This is a genomic window from Palleronia sp. LCG004, assembly GCF_032931615.1.
In the GTDB taxonomy this organism is placed as follows: Bacteria; Pseudomonadota; Alphaproteobacteria; order Rhodobacterales; family Rhodobacteraceae; genus Palleronia.
In genome coordinates, this window is sequence record NZ_CP136759.1 from 251,486 (window position 1) to 271,087 (window position 19,602).

15 protein-coding genes are annotated in these 19,602 nt (G+C 65.0%); 3 read left to right on the top strand and 12 right to left on the bottom strand.

The annotated features are described in order from the left end of the window. Position 1 precedes the first annotated feature (1 nt). Positions 2–481, bottom strand: coding sequence for a MarR family winged helix-turn-helix transcriptional regulator (locus RVY76_RS01160; RefSeq protein WP_317375239.1), 480 nt, complete (start codon positions 479–481; stop codon positions 2–4). 87 nt (positions 482–568) lie between these two features. Between RVY76_RS01160 and RVY76_RS01165 the strand changes: the two genes are divergently transcribed. The 3 genes from RVY76_RS01165 (at position 569) to RVY76_RS01175 (ending at position 7,150) form a co-directional block, all read left to right on the top strand. Next, positions 569–2,410: a feruloyl-CoA synthase gene (locus RVY76_RS01165; RefSeq protein ID WP_317375241.1), complete on the top strand. Its 1,842-nt coding sequence runs from the start codon at positions 569–571 to the stop codon at positions 2,408–2,410. A 118-nt stretch (positions 2,411–2,528) separates the two neighbouring features. Beyond that, positions 2,529–3,992, top strand: a complete 1,464-nt coding sequence (locus RVY76_RS01170) for an efflux RND transporter periplasmic adaptor subunit (protein WP_317375242.1) — start codon at positions 2,529–2,531, stop codon at positions 3,990–3,992. After that, the gene (locus tag RVY76_RS01175; protein ID WP_317375244.1) at positions 3,989–7,150 is read left to right on the top strand and encodes an efflux RND transporter permease subunit; all 3,162 of its coding nucleotides are present in this window, start codon (positions 3,989–3,991) and stop codon (positions 7,148–7,150) included. The genes RVY76_RS01170 and RVY76_RS01175 overlap by 4 nt, the downstream gene beginning before the upstream one ends. 1 nt (position 7,151) lies before the next feature. On the opposite strand, the gene RVY76_RS01180 is transcribed toward RVY76_RS01175, so the two are convergent. The 11 genes from RVY76_RS01180 to treZ form a co-directional block, all read right to left on the bottom strand. Beyond that, a complete protein-coding gene (locus RVY76_RS01180) occupies positions 7,152–8,063 on the bottom strand; it encodes an ABC transporter permease (RefSeq protein ID WP_317375245.1) in 912 nt (303 codons plus the stop codon). After that, positions 8,060–9,127 (bottom strand): ABC transporter permease, encoded by a 1,068-nt coding sequence (locus RVY76_RS01185; RefSeq protein ID WP_317375247.1) that lies wholly within the window; start codon positions 9,125–9,127, stop codon positions 8,060–8,062. Before RVY76_RS01185 ends, RVY76_RS01180 begins: the two co-directional genes overlap by 4 nt. After that, positions 9,120–10,655, bottom strand: coding sequence for an ABC transporter ATP-binding protein (locus RVY76_RS01190; protein WP_317375249.1), 1,536 nt, complete (start codon positions 10,653–10,655; stop codon positions 9,120–9,122). The genes RVY76_RS01185 and RVY76_RS01190 overlap by 8 nt, the downstream gene beginning before the upstream one ends. 8 nt (positions 10,656–10,663) lie before the next feature. Beyond that, positions 10,664–11,746, bottom strand: a complete 1,083-nt coding sequence (locus RVY76_RS01195; RefSeq protein ID WP_317375250.1) for a BMP family ABC transporter substrate-binding protein — start codon at positions 11,744–11,746, stop codon at positions 10,664–10,666. A 16-nt stretch (positions 11,747–11,762) separates the two neighbouring features. Continuing rightward, complete coding sequence (locus RVY76_RS01200; RefSeq protein WP_317375251.1) at positions 11,763–13,127, bottom strand: amidohydrolase; 1,365 nt, start codon at positions 13,125–13,127, stop codon at positions 11,763–11,765. Next, a complete protein-coding gene (locus RVY76_RS01205) occupies positions 13,124–13,777 on the bottom strand; it encodes a glutathione S-transferase family protein (RefSeq protein ID WP_317375253.1) in 654 nt (217 codons plus the stop codon). The genes RVY76_RS01200 and RVY76_RS01205 overlap by 4 nt, the downstream gene beginning before the upstream one ends. Further along, a complete protein-coding gene (locus RVY76_RS01210; protein ID WP_317375254.1) occupies positions 13,774–14,604 on the bottom strand; it encodes an aromatic ring-hydroxylating dioxygenase subunit alpha in 831 nt (276 codons plus the stop codon). Before RVY76_RS01210 ends, RVY76_RS01205 begins: the two co-directional genes overlap by 4 nt. After that, the gene (locus tag RVY76_RS01215; RefSeq protein ID WP_317375255.1) at positions 14,601–15,206 is read right to left on the bottom strand and encodes a Rieske (2Fe-2S) protein; all 606 of its coding nucleotides are present in this window, start codon (positions 15,204–15,206) and stop codon (positions 14,601–14,603) included. The genes RVY76_RS01210 and RVY76_RS01215 overlap by 4 nt, the downstream gene beginning before the upstream one ends. Positions 15,207–15,372: 166 nt before the next feature. Continuing rightward, positions 15,373–15,627 carry an acylphosphatase gene (locus tag RVY76_RS01220; RefSeq protein ID WP_317375256.1) on the bottom strand — a complete coding sequence of 85 codons (255 nt, stop codon included), beginning with the start codon at positions 15,625–15,627 and terminating at the stop codon, positions 15,373–15,375. Continuing rightward, positions 15,624–17,858, bottom strand: coding sequence for a malto-oligosyltrehalose synthase (gene treY / locus RVY76_RS01225; protein ID WP_317375258.1), 2,235 nt, complete (start codon positions 17,856–17,858; stop codon positions 15,624–15,626). Before treY ends, RVY76_RS01220 begins: the two co-directional genes overlap by 4 nt. Further along, positions 17,855–19,576 carry a malto-oligosyltrehalose trehalohydrolase gene (treZ, locus tag RVY76_RS01230; protein WP_317375260.1) on the bottom strand — a complete coding sequence of 574 codons (1,722 nt, stop codon included), beginning with the start codon at positions 19,574–19,576 and terminating at the stop codon, positions 17,855–17,857. Before treZ ends, treY begins: the two co-directional genes overlap by 4 nt. Positions 19,577–19,602: the final 26 nt, after the last annotated feature.

A 19,602-nucleotide genomic window follows, 5' to 3' on the forward strand; every position in this document is an offset into this window, starting at 1 on the left:
CTCACGGGCGGATTCCCGTGAACTTGTGCAGAAGCGCGACCAGCGTCGCAGCTTCATCGGTGCTCAGACGCGCGGTCTCCCGCCGCGTCTGATCCAGAAAGGCAGGCGCACGTTCCTCCACGAAGCGTGCGCCGCCTTCGGTCAGAAATATCCTCAATGCCCGGCGATCGCCTTCAGGAACCTCTCGCCGGAGAAGATCGCGGGCTTCGAGACCTGTCACGAGTTTTGCCATATGGGCACGCTTTATTCTCAGCCGTCTGGCAAGCGCCCCCTGACGCGCACCGGGGTTGATCGACGCCAGATAGAGAATCGAGAATTCACCCGGCCGTACGCCTTCGAGCCCCTCCGCCTCGTAAAACATCTCGAAAATCTCGAGCTGAGCGAGGCGGACGAGGAATCCGACTGATCCGCCGAGGGCACCGAGCTCCAGATCCTCTGCTTCGTGCATGATGGATCTGGTTGCGACCTTGTCCCCGGCCATTACGCATCCTTCCACTCTATTCTGTTGACCTGTCTCGCGTCCGACTGTTTCCATGTAAACAGTTATCGCGATCTGGGAGGGGGCGATATGGCGAAGGTGGACGGGGAGCGCGAGGTCAGGGTCTGGAAACCGGACCTCAGGTGGAGGACGAGACCCGACGGCACGACATTGATCTGGCGTGCGGATCCATTGGGCGAGGTACCGCACCGCCTGACCGACCGGATCGACCATTGGGCCAACGTCGCGCCCGACCGCATCTGGATGGCCGAACGCGCGGGGGCCGGCTGGCGCAGGATCAGCTATGGCGAACTTGCGCGCGCCGTGCGCCACGCAGGGCAATGGATGATAGATGCCGGCCTCACGGTCGAGCGGCCTCTCGCCATACTGTCGGGCAACTCGCTAGACCATGCGATCATGGCTCTCTCCGCTCAGTATGTCGGTGTGCCGTCGGCCGCGATATCGCCCGCATATTCGCTGATGGCAGAGGATTTCGACAAGCTTTCCTCCATCCTCCAACAGATTACCCCCGGTGCGATCTTCGTGGAGGATGCAGCCCCCTTTGCCGGGGCGATAGATGCCGTTTTGCCCGACGGTGCCACGGTCGTGGCAAGCCGTGGTGCGATCGAAGGTCGTCACATCACGCCGTTCGAGACACTGCTTGGCACGACGCCGACCGATGCGGTCGCGCATGCGCACGACGCCGTCGGTCCCGACACGGTCGCGAAGTTCCTTTTCACCTCGGGGACGACAGGCAGCCCGAAGGCCGTGATCAACACCAACCGAATGCTGTGCGCCAACATGGAAATGGTGCGCGATTGCTTCGCCTTCATGAAGGACACGCCGCCGATCCTGTGCGACTGGGCCCCGTGGAGTCATACGGCCTCGGGCAACAAGGCATTCAACATCGTCCTCTGGAACGGCGGGACGTTCCATATCGACGGAGGCAAGCCGAGTCCGGAAGGTATCGAGGAGACCGTGCGCAATCTGCGGGAGGTCTCGCCCACGTGGTATTTCAACGTGCCCGTCGGATACGAACGCCTCGTCGAACGGATGGAGCGGGATGCCGTCCTCCGCGACAGCTTCTTCGCGAACCTTTCGATGATGATGTATGCTGGGGCGGGTATGGCGGCGCATACCTGGACGGCACTCGAACGGCTGGCCCGGGAAGCCGTCGGCCACCCCGTTCTCATGTGTTCCGGGCTCGGCGCGACCGAAACGAGCCCATTCGCGATCTTCTGCACCGATCCGCAGCGGGCACCGGGCAATATCGGCATTCCAGCGCGTGGAGTGACACTGAAGCTCGTGCCATCGGGCGAGCGGCTGGAGGCGCGCGTGAAAGGGCCGAACGTCACGCCGGGATATTGGCGCGCCCCGGATCTGACCGCCAACGCGTTCGACGATGAGGGGTTCTACCTGCTGGGCGACGCCCTTCGCTTCGAGGTTCCGGGAGAGCCCCGCCGTGGTTTCCGCTTCGACGGACGCATCGCCGAGAACTTCAAGCTGCGGACCGGAACATGGGTCGCGGTGGGGACCTTGCGTTCGCGGATCGTCGACCAGATGGACGGCCTTGTCAGTGATGCGATCGTCGCGGGAGAGGATCGCGACACGCTCGGGGCGATCTTGCTCCCGGATCTGGAACGGCTCCGCATGATCGCCCCGAATGCGAAAGGCAGCGCCCTTTTGTCGCATCCCGAGGTCCGCTCCGCGATTGCCCGACGTCTCGCGCGTCATCTTGCCGCGGCCGAAGGGTCCGCCACACGGATCACCCGTGCCCTGCTGCTCGACGGGACGCTCTCGCTCGCGCGCGGAGAGGTGACGGACAAGGGTTCGGTCAATCAACGTGCGGTCTTGCGGGAACGGGCCCATCTGGTCGAAGCGCTTTACGGCGATGGGCCGGACGTCATCATTCCCGCGCCAACGCCCGCATAACCTCCGGAAAGAGGCCGCCGATCGTTCGCGGTGCCAGCGAACCGGTCGAGGCGGCAGGTCAATTTACATCCTCCGGTCGCGCGTTATCTAGCGCAAAGCTCAACCGGAAGGCCGCTCAGTGAAACCATCGAATGCTCTCTCGCCTGCAGTTCTTGCCGTGCTGCTGATCGGCACGCCCGTATTTGCACAGGAAGATGGTTCGGGCGGCGATGGCGATGGTCAGGAGCAGCAGGGCGGTCAGGGATCCCAAGGCGGATCCGAGGGCGGCGATGCCCCGGTGATCGATCTGCCGCTGCTCGGCGAAGTGCCGGTGCCGGGTTTCCTTGCAGGACTTTTCGGCATCGAAAGCGGAGAGGGCGACGACCAGCAACAGGAGCAGGGACCCCCAGCAGTCGTCTATTCCGTGGCGGAGGTACAGTCGGTGGCCGAGACCTTCCGCTTTCTGGGTCGTATCCAGCCGATCGAGCGGGTCGACGTGCGTGCCCGCGTTCCGGGTTTCATAGACGAGGTCGCCTTTCGCGGCGGCCAGCAGGTCGAGGAGGGTGATCTGCTGTTCCAGATCGAGACGGCCCAGTACGACGCGGCGCTGCAATCCGCGCGCGCGCAGGAGGAAAGCGCCCGGGCCCAGTTCACCACGGCCGAGCGGGCGCTGGCCCGTGCCGAGGAACTGCGGGAGAGCGGAACGGTCTCGCAATCGCAACTCGACGATGCCGTCGCCGCGTTCGAGACGGCCCGCGGGACGGTCCTGCAAGCAGAGGCGGCCGTTCGCCAGGCCGAACTCGACCTCGATTATACGTCGATCACGGCACCCATTTCGGGCCGCATGTCCGAGCCTTATCAGACCCAGGGAAATTACGTGAGCGCGAGCAGCAACGCCATTGCCGAGCTCACCCAGATGGATCCGGTCTGGGGCGTCTTCGCCCTGGGCGAGAACCGTCTCATCGAATGGCAACAGCTGGGTATCGGCGGGACGGACCTCGCCCCGATCGCCGCGTCGGGCGAGGAAGGGGCATCGGCCGGAGGCGAAGCCTCACCGGGCGGAGACGGCGCGGTGGAGGTCGATCCCCCGCGACCCGACGGCGATCTCGATGTCGCGAACGACATGTCGGAAGAAGGGGCCGATCCCGAGGATTACGACCTCCTCCTCCTGTTGCCCGACGGATCCAGTTACGCCGACGAGGGCGAATTGTCCTTCGTCGGCAACAGCGTCGATCCGCAGACCGGGACGGTCGACGTGCGGGTCGAGTTCAGCAATCCATCGGGCATCCTCTTGCCCAACCAGAACGTCACGCTGGTCGTGACCGAGGCCGATCCACCGCGAATGCCGGTCATTCCCCAATCGGCGGTCCTGCTCGCCCGCGAGGGCCGCTCGGTCTGGGTCGTCCGGGATGACGACACGGCGACGCAGATCCCGGTCGAGGTGACGTCGGTCGACGTTCCGGGCCAGGTCGCAGTGACGCGCGGGCTCGATGGTGGAGAGCGGGTGATCGTGCGCGGAACGATGGCGCTCGAGGAGGGGGCAAAGGTCGACCCAAGGCAATCTAGTGACAATTCCGGTCTTCCCGGGGCATCCGGTCAATGATCTCGAAGACCTTCATCGAGCGTCCGCGTCTTTCGGCCGTCATTTCGCTCGTCCTCGTCATCGCGGGACTTCTGGCGATGTTCGCCCTGCCGATCACGCAATATCCCAACATCTCCCCGCCAACGGTGCAGGTATCGGCATCCTATCCCGGGGCAGACAGCACGGTTCTGGCCGAAACGGTCGGCGCACCGCTGGAGCGCGCGATCAACGGGGTCGACGGCATGATCTACATGTCGTCATCGTCTTCGAACCAGGGCACCTATTCACTGTCGATCACCTTCGAGATCGGGACCGATCCCGACATCGCGCAGGTGAACGTCTCGAACCGGGTGCAACTCGCGACCTCGCAGCTTCCGACATCCGTGGTCGATCAGGGCGTGACGGTCACGACGCAATCGCCGAACTTCCTCGCCGCGGTCGCATTCGTGGTGGATGACGACAGCGACGTCTCGATCATCGAGGCTGCCAACTACGTCTCGACCAACGTTACGACCAGTCTGCAGCGCATCAACGGGGTCGGCAACGCACAGGTGCTCGGCCCCGCGAACTACGCGCTGAGGATCTGGACCGATCCCGGCAAGATGACGGCGCTCGACCTGTCGCCGGACGACATCTCCGAAGCGGTGCGCGGTCAGAACCTCGCCGCGGCGCTGGGCCAGGTCGGCGGCTCGCCCGCTGTCGAGGGTCAGTCCCTCGTCTATACCGTGACTTCCAGGGGCCGGCTGTCCGAGGTCGAGGAATTCGAGGACATCGTCATCCGTTCGGGCGGGAATGGCGGTCTCGTGAGGCTCAGGGACGTGGCGCGGGTGGAGCTCGGCGCGGAGGATTATTCGACGAACTCGTTTCTCGGCGATCAGCCGAGCCTTTCGATCCAGCTCAACCAGGCTCCGGGTGCGAACGGGCTCAACGTCATGGGGCAGGTCCGATCCGAGCTCGAGCGGATCGCGCCGACCTTTCCCGAGGGGCTCAGCTACGAGATCATCTACGACAGCACCGATTACGTCCGCGTCACCATCGAGGAGATCGTGAAGACACTGCTCATCACCGCGGGGATCATCGTCCTCGTGGTCTATGTCTTCCTTCAGGGTATCCGCTCCACGATCATTCCGCTGATCGCAATTCCCGTCTCGCTGATTGGAACCTTTGCCTTCCTGCTGGCCGTCGGATTTTCCATCAACGTGATCACCCTCCTGGCACTCATTCTCGCCATCGGCCTCGTGGTCGACGATGCGATCCTCGTGGTCGAGAACGCCCGCCGCGTAATGGAAGAAACCGACAAGACCGGACGTGAGGCCGTCATCCATGCCATGGGCGAGATCACGGGGCCGATCATTTCGACCACGCTCGTGCTTTTGGCCGTTTTCGTTCCGACGACGCTGCTGCCCGGCCTTTCCGGTCAGCTTTACCGGCAGTTCGGGCTGACGCTTTCGATCTCCGTCGTTCTGTCCTCGGTGGTGGCGCTGACGCTGACCCCGGCGCTTTGCGGATGGCTGCTGCAACCCCACGGGCAGGGCAGCAGGATATTCAAACCCTTTAACTGGGGGCTCGAAAAAGCCCGGAACGGCTATTCACGCGTTGTGAAGTTCTTCGTGACGAAGGGTTTGCTCACGCTTGCCGCGCTCGTCGCGGCGATCGGCCTCGCGCTCTGGTCATACACCACCCTTCCCGGAGAGCTCGTCCCCGCCGAGGATCAGGGTGCCATCCTGGTCGACGTGTCCCTGCCGGACGGTGCCTCGCTCGAACGTACGACCGAAGCCATGCGGGAAATCGGCGACATCATCCAGAACACCGATGGTGTCGAGGCGGTGATCCAGGTCGCCGGCTTCAGCTTTCTCGGCGGATCGCGCTCTTCGGTGGGCATCGCGATCGCGACGCTCAAGCCATGGGGCGAACGACGCGACCTCTTCGCCATTCTCGGTCAGCTCAACGGCCGGTTCCAGACAATTCCGGGCGTTCAGGTTTCGGCCTTTCCGCCCCCCTCGATCCCCGGCACGGGCAGCGTCGGTGGCGTCAGTTTCGAGGTGCTGGCGACCGAAGGGCAATCGCCCGAAGAAGTCGCGCAGGTCGCGCGTTCCTTCGTGCAGGCCGCGAACCAGCGTCCCGAAATCGGCAATGTCCGCACCACGTTCTCGGCCAGTGTGCCGCGCATCTTCGTCGATGTGGACAGTGATCGCGCCGCGCAACTGGGCCTTACCGTCGCCGACATCTACAACACGCTCGGACAGACGCTCGGGGCGGGCTTCATCAACCAGTTCGTCTACGAGGGGCGCGTCTATCAGGTGCGCGTGCAGGCCGATGCGCCCTTCCGTTCGACGCCCGAGGACATCTCGGACCTCTACGTGCAGAATGCCACGGGCGAAGAGGTCTCGATCGGTGATCTGACCGATCTCAGAACCGAGTTCGGGCCCTACATCCTGCCGCGCTTCAATCTCTTCACCACGGCGTCGATCTCGGGAAATCCTGCCGAGGGGGCATCGACCGGCGATGCGCTCACGGCACTCGAAGAGGTCGCGCAGGAGACGCTTCCGAGCGGATATACCTATGCCTTCTCAGGCGCGTCCTATCAGCAGCAGCAGGCGGGCGGAGCCACGATCTACGCATTCATCTTCGCCTTCGTGTTCGCCTATCTCTTCCTCGTCGCGCAGTTCGAGAACTGGCTTCAGCCATTGGCGGTCATGCTTTCGGTGATGGTTGCGATGGCGGGGGCCGCGACGACGCTGCTCATCACGGGGTTCACGGCAAACCTCTATGCGCAGATCGGCATGGTGATGCTGGTGGGGCTTGCCGCCAAGAACGCGATCCTGATCGTGGAGTTCGCCAAGCTGCGCCATGCCGAGGGAATGCCGATCACCGAGGCGGCGATCTTCGGTGCGCGGCAGCGGTACCGCGCCGTGTTAATGACCGCACTCGCCTTCGTCTTCGGGATGTTGCCACTGGTCTTCGCTTCCGGTGCCGGTGCCGCGTCGCGCAACGCCATCGGTACCGCGGCGCTGGGCGGTATGATCGCCGCGACCTTCCTCGGAATTCTCATCATTCCCGCGCTTTACGCGATATTCGAGCGGCTGGGCGAGGGGGCCAAGGGCGTGCTCTGGGGCCGGGAGGACTATACCGAGGACGAGCTGGAGAACGTGCCCGAAGAGGCCAGGCTCTCCTCGTGATCTAGCGCCCGAAGGGTTCGCCCAGCGATGCCACGGAATTGAGCCGCATCCGCCGCCGGTTCGACGAGATGAGGGCAAGTACGACGATCGTCGCGAGGTAGGGAAGGGCCGCGAGTGCCTGGCTCGGGATCGGGACGCCCGTCGCCTGCACGACCAGCTCGCCGATCGAAAGCGCCCCGAAGAGGATCGCGCCCATCGCGACGCGTCCGGTCTGCCACGTGCCGAACACCACGAGCGCGACCGCGATCCAGCCGCGCCCGGCGATCATCCCGTCGGCCCAGAGCGGCGTGTAGACCGTCGAGGCATACGCCCCGCCGAGCCCGGCAAGTGCGCCGCCGAAGGCGATGCAGGCCGCCCGCACCGCAAGGACGGGCGTGCCGATTGCTCTCGCGGCCTCGGGGTTTTCGCCCACTGCCCGGATCCGCCAGCCGAGCCGGGTGGCGCGGAATGTCCATGCCATCACGACCGCGAGGGTGAGCGAGGCCCATACGACGACATCCTGCGTGAAGAGCGGGCCGATCACCGGAAGATCCGAAAGGACCGGCAGTTCGATCCGCGGGATGCCGCGCACCGTGAGGCTTTCGTAGGGTCGCCCGAACAGCGCCGACAGCCCGCCCGCGAGGATCCCGATCGCGAGGCCGGCCGCCACCTGATTGGCGCGGAACATGAGCACGGGGATCGCGAAGACCAGCGCCGCGGCCATGCCCGCACCTGCCCCCGCGAGAAAGGCCCATGCGTGGCCGCCGGTGTGATAGGTCACGATGAAGGCGATCGCCGCACCGAGCGCCATCATCCCCTCGACCCCGAGATTGAGAACGCCCGAGCGTTCCACAACGAGTTCGCCCAGGGCCGCGAGAAGCAGCGGCGTCGCGGCGGCGAGCGTGCCCGCGAGGATGAAAGCCAGCGCACTCATGCGGACGACCCGCGCAGGGGCACGATCCTGTAGCGCACCAGCGTCACGGCGATGAGGTAGAAGATCAGAAGCAGCCCCTGAACCACGCGCACGGCCGCTTGGGGCAGGTCGGCGAAGACGGTCGCGTTGTCACCGCCGATATAGATCGCTGACATCACGAAGGATGACACGAGGATGCCCAACGGATGCAATCCGCCCAGATAGGCGACGATGATCGCCGCGAAGCCGTAACCTTGGCTCACCGAGCGCTGAAGCTGGCCCAAAGGCCCAGCGACTTCGGCGGCTCCGGCGAGCCCCGCAGCGGCACCCGAAACGAGGAGCGAGATCCAGACCCCCCGCGCGGCCGAAAATCCCGCATATCCCGCCGCACGTGGCGCGGTGCCCGTGACGATCAGCCTGTATCCCGCAAGACTTTTCTGCATCAGGACATAGGCCGCGCCGCTCGCGACAAGCGCAAAGAGAAGCGAGATATTGACGCGTGTCCCCGGCAGCAGCGCTGGCAGGAGCGCCTCGAACGGGAACATCACCGTCTGCGGAAAATTGAAGCCGGCCGGATCCTTCCATGGCCCCAGCAAAAGCCAGTTGAGCAGCTGCACCGCGACCAGCGACAGCATCAGCGTCACGAGGATCTCGTTCGCATTGAGCCGCGTGCGCCAGAAGGCGGCGATCCCGGCCCACAGGGCACCCCCCGCCATGCCCATCGCCATCATCGCGACCCACAGGACCGGCGAGGTGGCACCCGGGGCCATGACCGGCAGGATCGAGGCGAAGATCGCACCGAGGATCAACTGCCCCTCGGCCCCGATGTTGAAGACCCGGGCACGAAATCCGATGGCAAGGCCCTGCGCGATCAGCAGGAGCGGCCCCATCTTCAGCAGGACTTCGGAGAAGTCGTACCAATTGGTGAAAGGGCTCGCCGCCAGGGTCCAGAGCGCGTGGCCCGCAGGCACGCCGAGCGCGGCAAAGAGGGCCCACGACACGATCGCAGTCGCCCCGAGGGCCAGAACCGGTGCGAGACATGCCATGGCAAGCGAGGCGCGGTCCCGGCGGACGAGCTCAAACACGGGCGTCCTCCGTTCGCGCACCGATCATCCATTCACCGATCTCCTCGGCGCTGGTCTCGGCAACGGGGAGCGAGGGCGAAAGCCTGCCGTCCCTGAGCACATGGAGCCGGTCGCAGATCTCGAACAGTTCCTCGATCTCTTCCGAGATGACGAGGACGGCGCAGCCGGCGTTGCGCATCAGGACCAGGCGTCGCCGGATGGCGGCGGCGGCCGCCACGTCGACGCCCCAGGTGGGCTGTTGCACGAAGAGGATGCGGGGCGAGAGCATGATCTCGCGGCCCACCACGAATTTCTGCAGGTTGCCCCCCGAGAGCGCGCCGGCCTCGGCCTCGACGCCGGGGGTGCGGACATCGAAATCCGCGATGCAATCCTCGGCGAACCGGTTCGCGGCAGCGCGGTCGACCATGCCGCCGCGTGCAAGCCCGCGATCATGGGCCGTCAAGATGGCATTCTGCCAGAGCGCCATATCAGGTACCGCCCCGCGACCGAGCCGTTCTTCGGGAACGAAGGCAAGGCCCCGCGCGCGGCGTGCGGCGGCTCCGAGATGTCCCACGGGCTGTCCGTCGATCGCGATCGCGCCCGAACGTGCGCGCGACAATACCCGTTCGCCCGAAATGACGGCGGCGAGGTCCGCCTGGCCATTGCCGGAAATCCCGGCGATGCCGACGATCTCGCCCGACCGGATCGACAGATCGATGCCCGACAGGTCAGGCGCGTATGGGTCCGAGCTGGACACGTCGAGCGCCGAAAGCTCGAGCCTCGCTTCACCGGGAACGCCGGCCTCCACGGGCAGCGGCGCAGGCATCTCGCGACCGATCATCATCGTGGCGAGGCTGCGCGTGTCGGTCTGTCGCGGATCTGCGTGACCCGTCACCTGCCCATCGCGGAGGATCGTCGCAGTGTCGCAAAGTGCGCGGATCTCGTCGAGCTTGTGCGAGATGAAGAGGATCGACACGCCCCGGTCACGCAATGCGCGCAGCGTCGCGAAAAGCCGTTCGACCATCTGCGGCGGCAGGACCGCCGTGGGTTCGTCAAGGATCAGCAGCTTGGGATCGAGCATCAGGCAGCGCAGGATCTCGACCCGCTGGCGTTCGCCGACCGACAGCGCATGGACATGCGCGCGCGGATCGACGTCGAGCCCGTATTGCCGCCCCAGATCGCCGATCCGCGCGGCGAGATCGCGCGCGCGTCCCGGTACGACCAGCGCCACGTTCTCGAGCACGCTCAGCGTATCGAAGAGCGAGAAATGCTGGAACACCATGCCGATACCCAGGGCGCGTGCCTCGGCGGGCGATGCAGGCGCGACCGTCCGCCCCTGCCATTCGATGCGGCCGGCATCGGGCATCTCGATGCCGTAAATCATTTTCATCAGCGTCGACTTGCCCGCGCCGTTCTCGCCCAGGATCGCATGGATGGAGCGTGGCATGACCGCGAGGTCCACGCCGCGATTGGCATGGACGGAGCCGTAGCTCTTCGTGACCCCTTCGAGTCTCAGAAGAGGGGCCGTGCTCCGTGCCTCGGCGGTCATGCGCAGGCTCAGTTCGGCAGTGGCGTCGTCACGCCTTGGACATGCCAGTCCATTCCCTGGATCTCGGCATCGGTCATCGTCGTCCCGTCTGGGACGCGGGTCTCGCCGGACTGATCGACGAGCGGACCCGAAAGCGGGTTGAACGTGCCGGATGCGATCTCGGACAGGCGCTCTTCGATCTGTGCCTTCACGTCATCGGGGATCGCAGGGTTCCAGTCATCGACATAGACGACCTCGTCGGACATTCCGAGATAATGGTTGGCACCCTCAAAACTGCCGTCGAGATGCGCCTGCGCCTGCGCGGTGAAGAACGGCTCCCAATCGGTGCCGACGACACCGAGATAATATTCGGGCGCGTAGGATTTCATCGAGGAATTGAGGTTGAACGCATAGACGCCTTCCTCTTCGGCAAGCGAGATGACCGACGGCGTATCCTGCGCGTTCGAGAAGAGGACGTCGCAATCCTGGCTGATGAGCGCCTGGGCGGCCTCCCGCTCGGACGCCGGGTCGAACCAGGAATTGACCCAGACGACGACCACCTCGATGTCGGGGTTGATCGCCTGTGCGCCGAGCGTGAAGGCGTTGACCGAGGTGATGAGCTCGGGGATCGCGAAGGCCGAGACCGATCCGATCTTGCCGGTCTGCGACAGGGCGGCGGCCGCCATGCCCATGAGATAGGTGCCCTGGTAGTATTTCGCGGCGAAGGGCGAGAAGTTCTGCGCGACCTGGTAGCCCGATGCGTGAAGGATCGACACGTCGGGATAGCGGCGGGCCAATTGCAATCCGCCGTTCATGTAGCCGAAGGATCCGAGGATCACGAAGCCCGCCCCGTTCGCGGCCGCGCGCTGCATGATGCGGTCGGCATCGGGACCCTCGGCGATGTTCTCGAGCACCGAAAGCTCGCCGCCCACGGTTTCGGCTGTCGCGCTCGCCGCCTCGACGAGCGTATGCGACCAGCCCACATCGGCGGTGGGCGAGGGCGTGACGAGCGCCATCTGAAGGCTTTCCTGCGCGGAAAGCTTCATCGGAAGCGCACTGGCGAGGCCGGCGGCGGAGGCGGTGCCGAGAAAGGCGCGGCGGGTCTGGGTCATGGTCTCTTTCCTGTCATCAGGCGCCGAGGGCGCGGGTCATCGCGGTTTCGGCCGCCCGGGCGAGCGCGCCTTCATCGAGGCCGGGGAACTCGCCGTTCTCCCAGACGATGCGGCCGTCGATCATCGTAAGGTCCACGGCCCTGCCGATCCCGACCTTTGCCGGCAGCGAGACGGGATCGTGGCGCGTGCCGACATATTCGAGACCGGACGTGTCGATCGCGAAGAGATCGGCCGCCATGCCGGGCGCGATCCGGCCGAGCTCAGGCCGCGCGAGCAGATCCGCGCCACCCCTCGTCGCATAGCGCAGAAAGGCGGATGGCGGCGGTACGGGATCGCGGCGCGATTTCGCGGCAAGGGACTGAAGCATGTAGGCGGAATGGATGCAGTGCATCAGGTTCGAGTTGTCATTGGATGCCGCACCATCCGCGCCGAGGCCGATCGTGATACCGGCAGCCTCCATCGCCGGGATGTCGGTGATCTCCGCCCCGACGAGATAGACTGGCTCGGGACAGTGCGAGACGCCGGTTCCGCTCGCGGCAAGCTTCGCGATCTCGTCCCGTGTCAGTTCCCAGCAATGCGCGAGCCATGTCTCGCGGCCGAGAAAATCGAGGCTCTCCAGATAGTCGATCGTTCGCATGCCATGACGCGTCAGGATGGCATCGCTTTCGCCCTCGCCGGCATGGGTATGGAGCCGCGCGCCCGTTTCGCGGGCAAGCGTCACCGAGCTTTCGAAGGTCTCGCGTCGGCAGTTGACAGGCTGACAGGGCGCGATCGCGATCTGAACCATCGCGAAGGGGTCGGGGTCGTGATAGGAGGAGATGAGCCGTGCGCAATCGGCTATGAACTCGTCCGTCGTCTCGCACAGGGCGTCGGGGATCGTGCTGCCCTCGGATTTCGGAAGGGTATTGCCGCCGCGGCCCGCGACGAAGCGCATGCCCATCAACCTCGCTGCCTCGATCTGGCGGTCGATCAGGTTTTTGCCGGCATGGTCGGGAAATGCGTATTGGTGGTCGAATGCCGTGGTGCAGCCGTGCTTGATCAATTCGGCCATGGTCACGACCGAGGAATGATAGAAGCATGCCTCGTCGAGGCGTGCGAAGATCGGATAGATCGTGTCGAGCCACTCGATCAGGCTCAGTCGGGTCCAGTCGAGATCTACCCGGTTGCGGACGAAGGACTGGAAGAAATGGTGATGCGTGTTGACGAGGCCGGGATAGAGGAACAGGTCGCGCGCGTCGATCACGCGCGTGCCCTGCGGAACCTCGAGGTTCGGGCCGATCGCCTCGATGCGGTTGCCGCTCGTCAGTAGATCGAGGTCGCGCTGCGGAACGGCGTCGGCATCGGTGACGATCGCGGCGCAATTTCGGAACAGGACGCTCATTCGATGGCGGTTTCCATCTCGGGCTCGGGCAAAAGCTCGTGCAGGCGATGGATCCCGGGCATTTCGACGAAGCCCGGGAGGGCGCGGACGGCGCGGGTCCAGAGCCTGATCGACGGGTAGGGTGCGAGGGTAATCCCGCCATCGGGGGCGAGCATCACATGCGGGAAACAGGCGATATCGGCGATCGTCGGCCCGTCACCCACCAGGAATGTCGCACCCTCCATCCGTCGTTCCGACAATGCCGCCTCGAGTTGCCTGAGGCAGGCGCGACCGCCGGTCTGCGCGGTCGCGAGCGATCCCGGAACGCCGAGCATGTCGATGGACCGCGCAAGGCCCGCGGTCGCGTTCAGCCGTTCCGCGAAGGAAAGCCAGTTCTGCAGATGCGCGGCATCGGCCGGCCCCTCGGCGAGCCAGCCGCCCGAGCGCCGGGCGAGATAGGTCAGGATCGCGGCGCTTTCGGTCAGGACCAGATCGCCATCCTGCAGGATCGGCAACGTGCCCGCGGGATTGAGCCCGATGCAGGGTTCGGAAAGATGCTCCCGCCCGGGATAGAGATCGACGGCATGCAGGCTCAGCCGCTCACCGCAGAGCGCCGCCATCAGCCGGACCTTGTAGCAATTCGGCGAAAGGACCCAGTCGTACAGGATCATGCCGCCACCAACTGCGCGCCGTAGATGTAGCCATGCGACTTGAGCCAGCGCCGGTACGCGACCGAGGTCATGTCTGCACGTGTCGGGATCTCCAGCCCGGGATCGAGCGGCAGGAGCGCGGGCACTTGATTCTCGAGGATCGAGCGGTCCTGAACGAAAATCATCTGCTGGAAAGCGACGAGATCGGCCTGCGGCGATACGTCGTCGAAAAGCGCCATCCATGGCCAGACGTCGCAGGTCGTCTCGGTCACGGGCTGCACGAAGATCGCGATCACGTCCCATTCGCCGGGACGCGGCGGACAGGTCTTGTAAAGCACCGAGGAGGTCGGCGCGGGCACGCGGTACATGTATTCCGTGGTGGTCCCGCCGCTTGCCGATTTCGCGGCCTGTGGCTGATAGAACTCGACCTTGGTTGCCCAGACTTCGTCTTCTTCCTCGCGGACCTCGGCCTTGTAGCGGGCAACCTCGGTATGCGGCTCGGAACCGAGGATGTCGGTATGGACAAATGGAAAATGCGCGATGTCGAGGAAGTTCTCGACCGCGCGCAGGGGCGAGCAGGCGACGCGCACGCGACCGCAGGGGACGAAGCGGCGACCGGGCTGGCGTGCTTCGGGAATGTCGAAGATCGGCCGGTTCGGCGTGCCGAGCGAGATCCAGAGATGATGGTAGGCCTCCGTCACAGGCAAGTCGCGACCGTCCTCGGCCTCGGCGCGGACGGTTCCGTCGGCGTCGCGCCAGACGCGGACGGGCGTCTCCATCAGGATCGTGTTTCGTGGGGCGGGGCCGAGATCCGCAAGCATCGCGACCGGGTACCATTGATCTTTCATGCAGCGGCCTCCGCCTCGAAGGTGCGGCGCAGTTGCTCGAGGCGACGGCTCGCCGCGCGGGCATCGGTATCGGGCGAGACAAGCGCATGGACCATCGACGTTCCCGCGTCGATCGGTTGGATCAAGGCAAAAAGGCCCTCGCCCAAGGCGACAGGCCACCCCTCGCCGAGATCTCCGGCGGGACGCTCGACCGGAAGCGACCGCAGGGGGTGCAGATCTCCGGGCAGGGCGGGCGGTTCGGGGGCGGATGGGTCGGCTGCGATCCAGACCACGCCATCGCGTTCGGCCACCGAAAAGGTCGGCACCGCAATGGATGTGGGCGGCTCGAGGCCGGGATGGGCGGGGATCTTGCGGCAGGTTCCGGAGCCGTCGTAGCGCCATCCGTGATAGATGCAGCTCAGCATTTCCCCGCGAACGAAACCGTGGGACAGTCGCATGCCGCGATGCGGGCAGCGGTCCTGCCAGGCAGCAATCCGGCCCGATGCGCTACGCCAGAGGGCGATCTCGTGCGCGCCGCATCGCGTGGGGATCACGGTGGCGGGGGGCAGGTCCTGAGACAATGCCGCAGGCTGCCAGAGAGAGATGTCTATATCGCTGGTCAATGGACGGCCTTCCGATCCGGTCGGGCACGATCCCTAGCGCATCTGGCGGCGGGCGGAACAGGAAATGTCGTCTTGTCGACGCATTTGGCGGCAAAAATGCCTAAGAGATGTGCAAAAACTGAATGCTTTCGCCCGCTTTATCAGCTTGGCCCAGCGACTTCGGTCGTCACTCGGTGAGAATCCGTCGGTCGATGCGCCGAACGTCGACCGTGATGGGGCCGAGGCTGCATCCCATCTCCATCGCGTCGAGCATGTCGGGTGCGCCCTCGGCCGAGAATGTCACGGTGTTGCCTTGAGCCTCGATCGGTCCGCAGAAAATACCCAGCTTGCGGGCGTGTCGGTCGATCCAGTCAGGGAAGGTCGCGTGATCGACGCGCCCTTCGATGACGAAGCGTTCTGATCTGAGATCAGTCGAACTCATGCCGGTGTCTTGAGTCTGATAACCGTCCGGATCTCGTCCGAACCGCCTTCCCAGACGGTATTGCCAGTTCCGTCGGCATTCCCCAGCGTGACTGTCAGTACCGTATCGCCATGCCGACGGGTCAAGCGGCGCGTCTCGTCATCCCAAAGCGCCTCACCATTGGAGAAGAGATCGGGATGCGTGTTCCTGAGCTCGAGCAGCGTGGTCAACAGGCGGAACTTCTCGCTCGACGGATCGTCCCCACGGGGAAGGGAGGCGAGCATGTCCCAGTCGGGTGCACGGCGGTTGTCCGGGTCGGTCAGTTGCAACAGCATGCCCTCGCCGCCCTGATAGATATCGGGCATGCCGGGCAGGGTGCAGCGCAGGGCGAGCTCGCGCAGGCTCAGTGCCGCTCCGATCCGGACGAGGCGTTCGAGCCCATCGGGCCTCCGCGCGTCCCAATCCGCAAGCAGGCGTCTGACCCAGTCCTGCATCCGCGCCTCGCGCTCCTCGTCGGGCGCGGTCCAATAACTGACCTCCTTGCCCTCTCGCAAAGCCTTGACCAGATGGTCGGCCACGCGGTCATGTGCCTCGGGCTCGTCCCAGAGCGCGAGCGCGACCTGGAAGGCATAGAAAAGCCGGTTCGGTTCGAGTTGCTCATCGCCGGCAAGCGCCCTTTCCCAGAGCTCTGCCACCGCGTAGGGCGCGTGGGTCATCGCGGCGATCCGCGCGCGCGCGTCCTCGGAACGCTTTGTATCGTGGCTCGACCCGAGGTTCAGGGCGTGTGGAAACCGCGCCATCCTCTCATCGAGGAACGATTGCACCTCGCCTGCACGGGGCAGGGGATGTCCGGGCTCGGCACCGACCTCGTTCGCGGCAAGATATCGGTTGAACCTGAAACCGGCGGTATCCTCGTGCGCCTTGGCAATGAGGGCTCCGGTCACCTGCTCGATCCTGACGGCGAGCGCGCGCGACGCGTTCGTATCGCTCGCGAGAATGCGCGCGACGATCCAGTCGATCACGTCGGCGGACCGGACATGCTCTGCCGCGCGGACAGCGCTGTCCTCCCACAGGGCGCGATCGATATCTGCGCCGGTATCGCCGATATAGGATCTGTATTGCGGGAAGGCGGTCAGAAGCTCGGTCAGCGCCTCGCGCAGCATTTCGGGGCCAGCCATGAAGCCGTCCTCCTCCGCCGCCCGTTCGGCGAGGCCGATGAGCTGCCGGAGTTCCGCGGCAAGTTCGTCGGTCAGGATCTCGCGTTTGGCTTCCTCCACGAAGGGGTGGAAATCTCCTTCGATCCCGGACGCCTCGCGCCAGAGCGTGTCGATCCGCTCCATGCCGGCAGGCTCGGTCAGAAGGCGCGCGATGATCGTGGCGGCGTCATACCCGGTCGAACCGGCGATGGGCCAGTCGCGCAAGGCTTCGCCATCGACCAGAATCTTCTCGATCCAGACGGGAACGCTTTCGGGAAGTGCCTCGCGCAGCCGGCGCAGATAACCGCCCGGATCGACGAGTCCGTCGACATGATCGACGCGGAGCCCCTGGATCAGGTCCGACCGCGCCAGATCGAGGACGGTGGCATGGGTCCGCTCGAAAATCTCGGGATCCTCGATCCTGACGCCGACGAGACCGGTGACCGAAAAGAAGCGGCGATGGGTGATGCTGTCGCGCTCCATCTGCCACGGAAGAAGCCGCCAGGATTGAGCCTCGTGCAGCGCTGTCGCCGCCGTCTCGTCGAGCGTGCCGTTCCCCATCGCACTGCCGGGGGCGAGCGGAATGCGCAGATCGCCCACGACAAGCGCGTCATCCTCGACCGAAACCTCACCCCTTTCGGCCAGCACCGGCAGAGGATCGGTGAGCCATGGCAGGGCAAGCGGTCCGGCCTGCCAGTCGATGTCGAAGGTTCGGGCGTGTTCGCTTTTCTCGCCATGGCGCAGCACGTCGACGAGCCACGGGGTGTCGAGCCCGAAGGCCATGTGGTTCGGCACGATGTCGAGGATGATGGCGAGCCCGCGTGCCTTCGCCTCGGCGTTCAGGCGCTCGAACCCTTCCCGACCACCAAGGCTTTCGTCGATGGTGGTGGGATCGGTCACATCGTATCCGTGGGTCGATCCCGGCGCGGCGGTCAGGATCGGCGCGAGGTAGAGATGGCTGACGCCCAGTCCCGCGATATGATCGAGCCGCGAGACGATCGTGTCGAAATCGACGCCCTCGCGCAGCTGGATGCGATAGCTTGCAGTATGGATCATCCTTCGGAAACTCCAACGCGGATGCCCGCTCCACTGTCGTCTGTCATGTAATAGATCTCCCGCGTGTCTCGACCGAGCGAGCCGGGCGGTCCTTCCATCGTGAAGATGATCTCGAGCGCCCCATCCTCGAAGATCCACCGTGCCGACATAGACCTTCCTGAAAGACGCTCGACCTGCTCGCTCTTCCAGCCGCTGATGAGCAGCGGTACGACATGCTCATGGCGCAGGTTGAGGAGATGTGTCGTCAGCTCGCGCCATTCGGCGGCATCATCTTCCAGAGCATCATAGGGCCGGGAATTGACGAAGGTCGATTTCTCGTTCGGATCGGGGACGTCCTCGTTCGCGAAATCGGGAAACTCGGATTTGCGTCCCTCGCTGACCGCGCGGGCAAGATCGCCGTCGAAATCCGTGAAGAACTGGAACGGTGCCCGGCTCCCCTCTTCCTCGCCCATGAAGAACATCGGGATGAACGGGGCGAGCGCCAAGAGCGCGTGGACGATGCGGACCTGACCCGGCCCCGTGAGCGAGATGAGCCTGTCGCCACGCGCGCGATTGCCGATCTGATCATGCGTCTGGTTGGAGTTGACGAAACATTCGGGAGGCAGATGGTTCGAGGGTTCGCCACGCGGTTCGTGCTGACCCGGACGCTCCTGCCCCTGATCGACCTGACCGTCCCGCATCGCGGTCACGAGGTCGCCGAACGGATCGACGGCAAAGGGCGCATAGTAGGAAAAGCTCTCCCCCGTCAGAAGCGTGTGCACCGCGTGGTGGTAGTCGTCGTTCCACTGGGCACGCATGTTCGGCGCGTCGATCACGTAATCCGCAAGGTTGCGCTCATCCTCCGGCACCAGGTGCACTGGCCGTCCGAGGTCGAGCTTATCGACATGATCCGCGAGGGTGCGCAGGAATGCCGTGTCTCCCGGAAGGCCGATCTGATGGACGGCGTCGAGCCTCAGCCCGTCGACCCCGTAATCCCGCAGCCACATCGTCGCATTGTCCAGAAAGAACTGCCGAACCTCGGGCCGGTCGAAGTCGATCGCTCCCCCCCAGGGCGTTTCGCGGGTCTCGTCGAAAAAGGCGGGGCAGAGCTGCTTCTGGACGCAACCTTCCGGGCCGAAATGGTTGTAGACCGCATCGACGATCACCATGAGACCGTGCGTCTGGGCGATGCGCACGAAATCCGCCAGATCGTGTGGTGTGCCGTAGGCAGGATGCACGGCATAGGGCAGGACCACATCGTAACCCCAGCCCCGGTTGCCCGCAAATTGCCCGAGCGGCATGAGTTCGATCCCGGTAAAGCCCATCGCCGCGATCTCCGCCATCCGGCGCGCGGCTGCCTTCAGCGTTCCGTCCCGGGTGAACGTGCCGACGTGAAGCTCCATGATCACCGCGCTGCGCCAGTCGCGTCCCCGCCACCCGGCGGGCTGGCTCAACGTTGCCGGGTCGAGAAGCTTCGAAAGCGCATGAACGCCGCCATCCTGCCAGTGCGACGCGGGATCCGGGAAAACCTGACCGTCACGCTCGAACCCGTAGAGTATCCCCTGTTCCGCCGCCGCGGTGGCGACGTGCCATCCGCCTGACTTCGCCATCACCTGCTGGCGACCGTCGAGGTGGAGCGTGATCTCATCTGCGTCCGGTGCCCATAGGCCGAATGACCAGTCGTCGGTGTCGCGTTGTTTCCGTGCACCCCAGACCGGGGTCTCCGCGTATTCCTTCACCCTGATCCCTCGCATACGTTCGTCGG

Coding starts and splice junctions, on each gene's coding strand:
- RVY76_RS01200 (WP_317375251.1), bottom strand. CDS start 13,127: ATGAGCGTCCTGTTCCGAAATTGCGCCGCGATCGTCACCGATGCCGAC.
- RVY76_RS01165 (WP_317375241.1), top strand. CDS start 569: ATGGCGAAGGTGGACGGGGAGCGCGAGGTCAGGGTCTGGAAACCGGAC.
- RVY76_RS01190 (WP_317375249.1), bottom strand. CDS start 10,655: ATGACCGCCGAGGCACGGAGCACGGCCCCTCTTCTGAGACTCGAAGGG.
- RVY76_RS01160 (WP_317375239.1), bottom strand. CDS start 481: ATGGCCGGGGACAAGGTCGCAACCAGATCCATCATGCACGAAGCAGAG.
- RVY76_RS01220 (WP_317375256.1), bottom strand. CDS start 15,627: ATGAGTTCGACTGATCTCAGATCAGAACGCTTCGTCATCGAAGGGCGC.
- RVY76_RS01180 (WP_317375245.1), bottom strand. CDS start 8,063: ATGAGTGCGCTGGCTTTCATCCTCGCGGGCACGCTCGCCGCCGCGACG.
- treY (WP_317375258.1), bottom strand. CDS start 17,858: ATGATCCATACTGCAAGCTATCGCATCCAGCTGCGCGAGGGCGTCGAT.
- RVY76_RS01205 (WP_317375253.1), bottom strand. CDS start 13,777: ATGATCCTGTACGACTGGGTCCTTTCGCCGAATTGCTACAAGGTCCGG.
- RVY76_RS01195 (WP_317375250.1), bottom strand. CDS start 11,746: ATGACCCAGACCCGCCGCGCCTTTCTCGGCACCGCCTCCGCCGCCGGC.
- RVY76_RS01175 (WP_317375244.1), top strand. CDS start 3,989: ATGATCTCGAAGACCTTCATCGAGCGTCCGCGTCTTTCGGCCGTCATT.
- RVY76_RS01210 (WP_317375254.1), bottom strand. CDS start 14,604: ATGAAAGATCAATGGTACCCGGTCGCGATGCTTGCGGATCTCGGCCCC.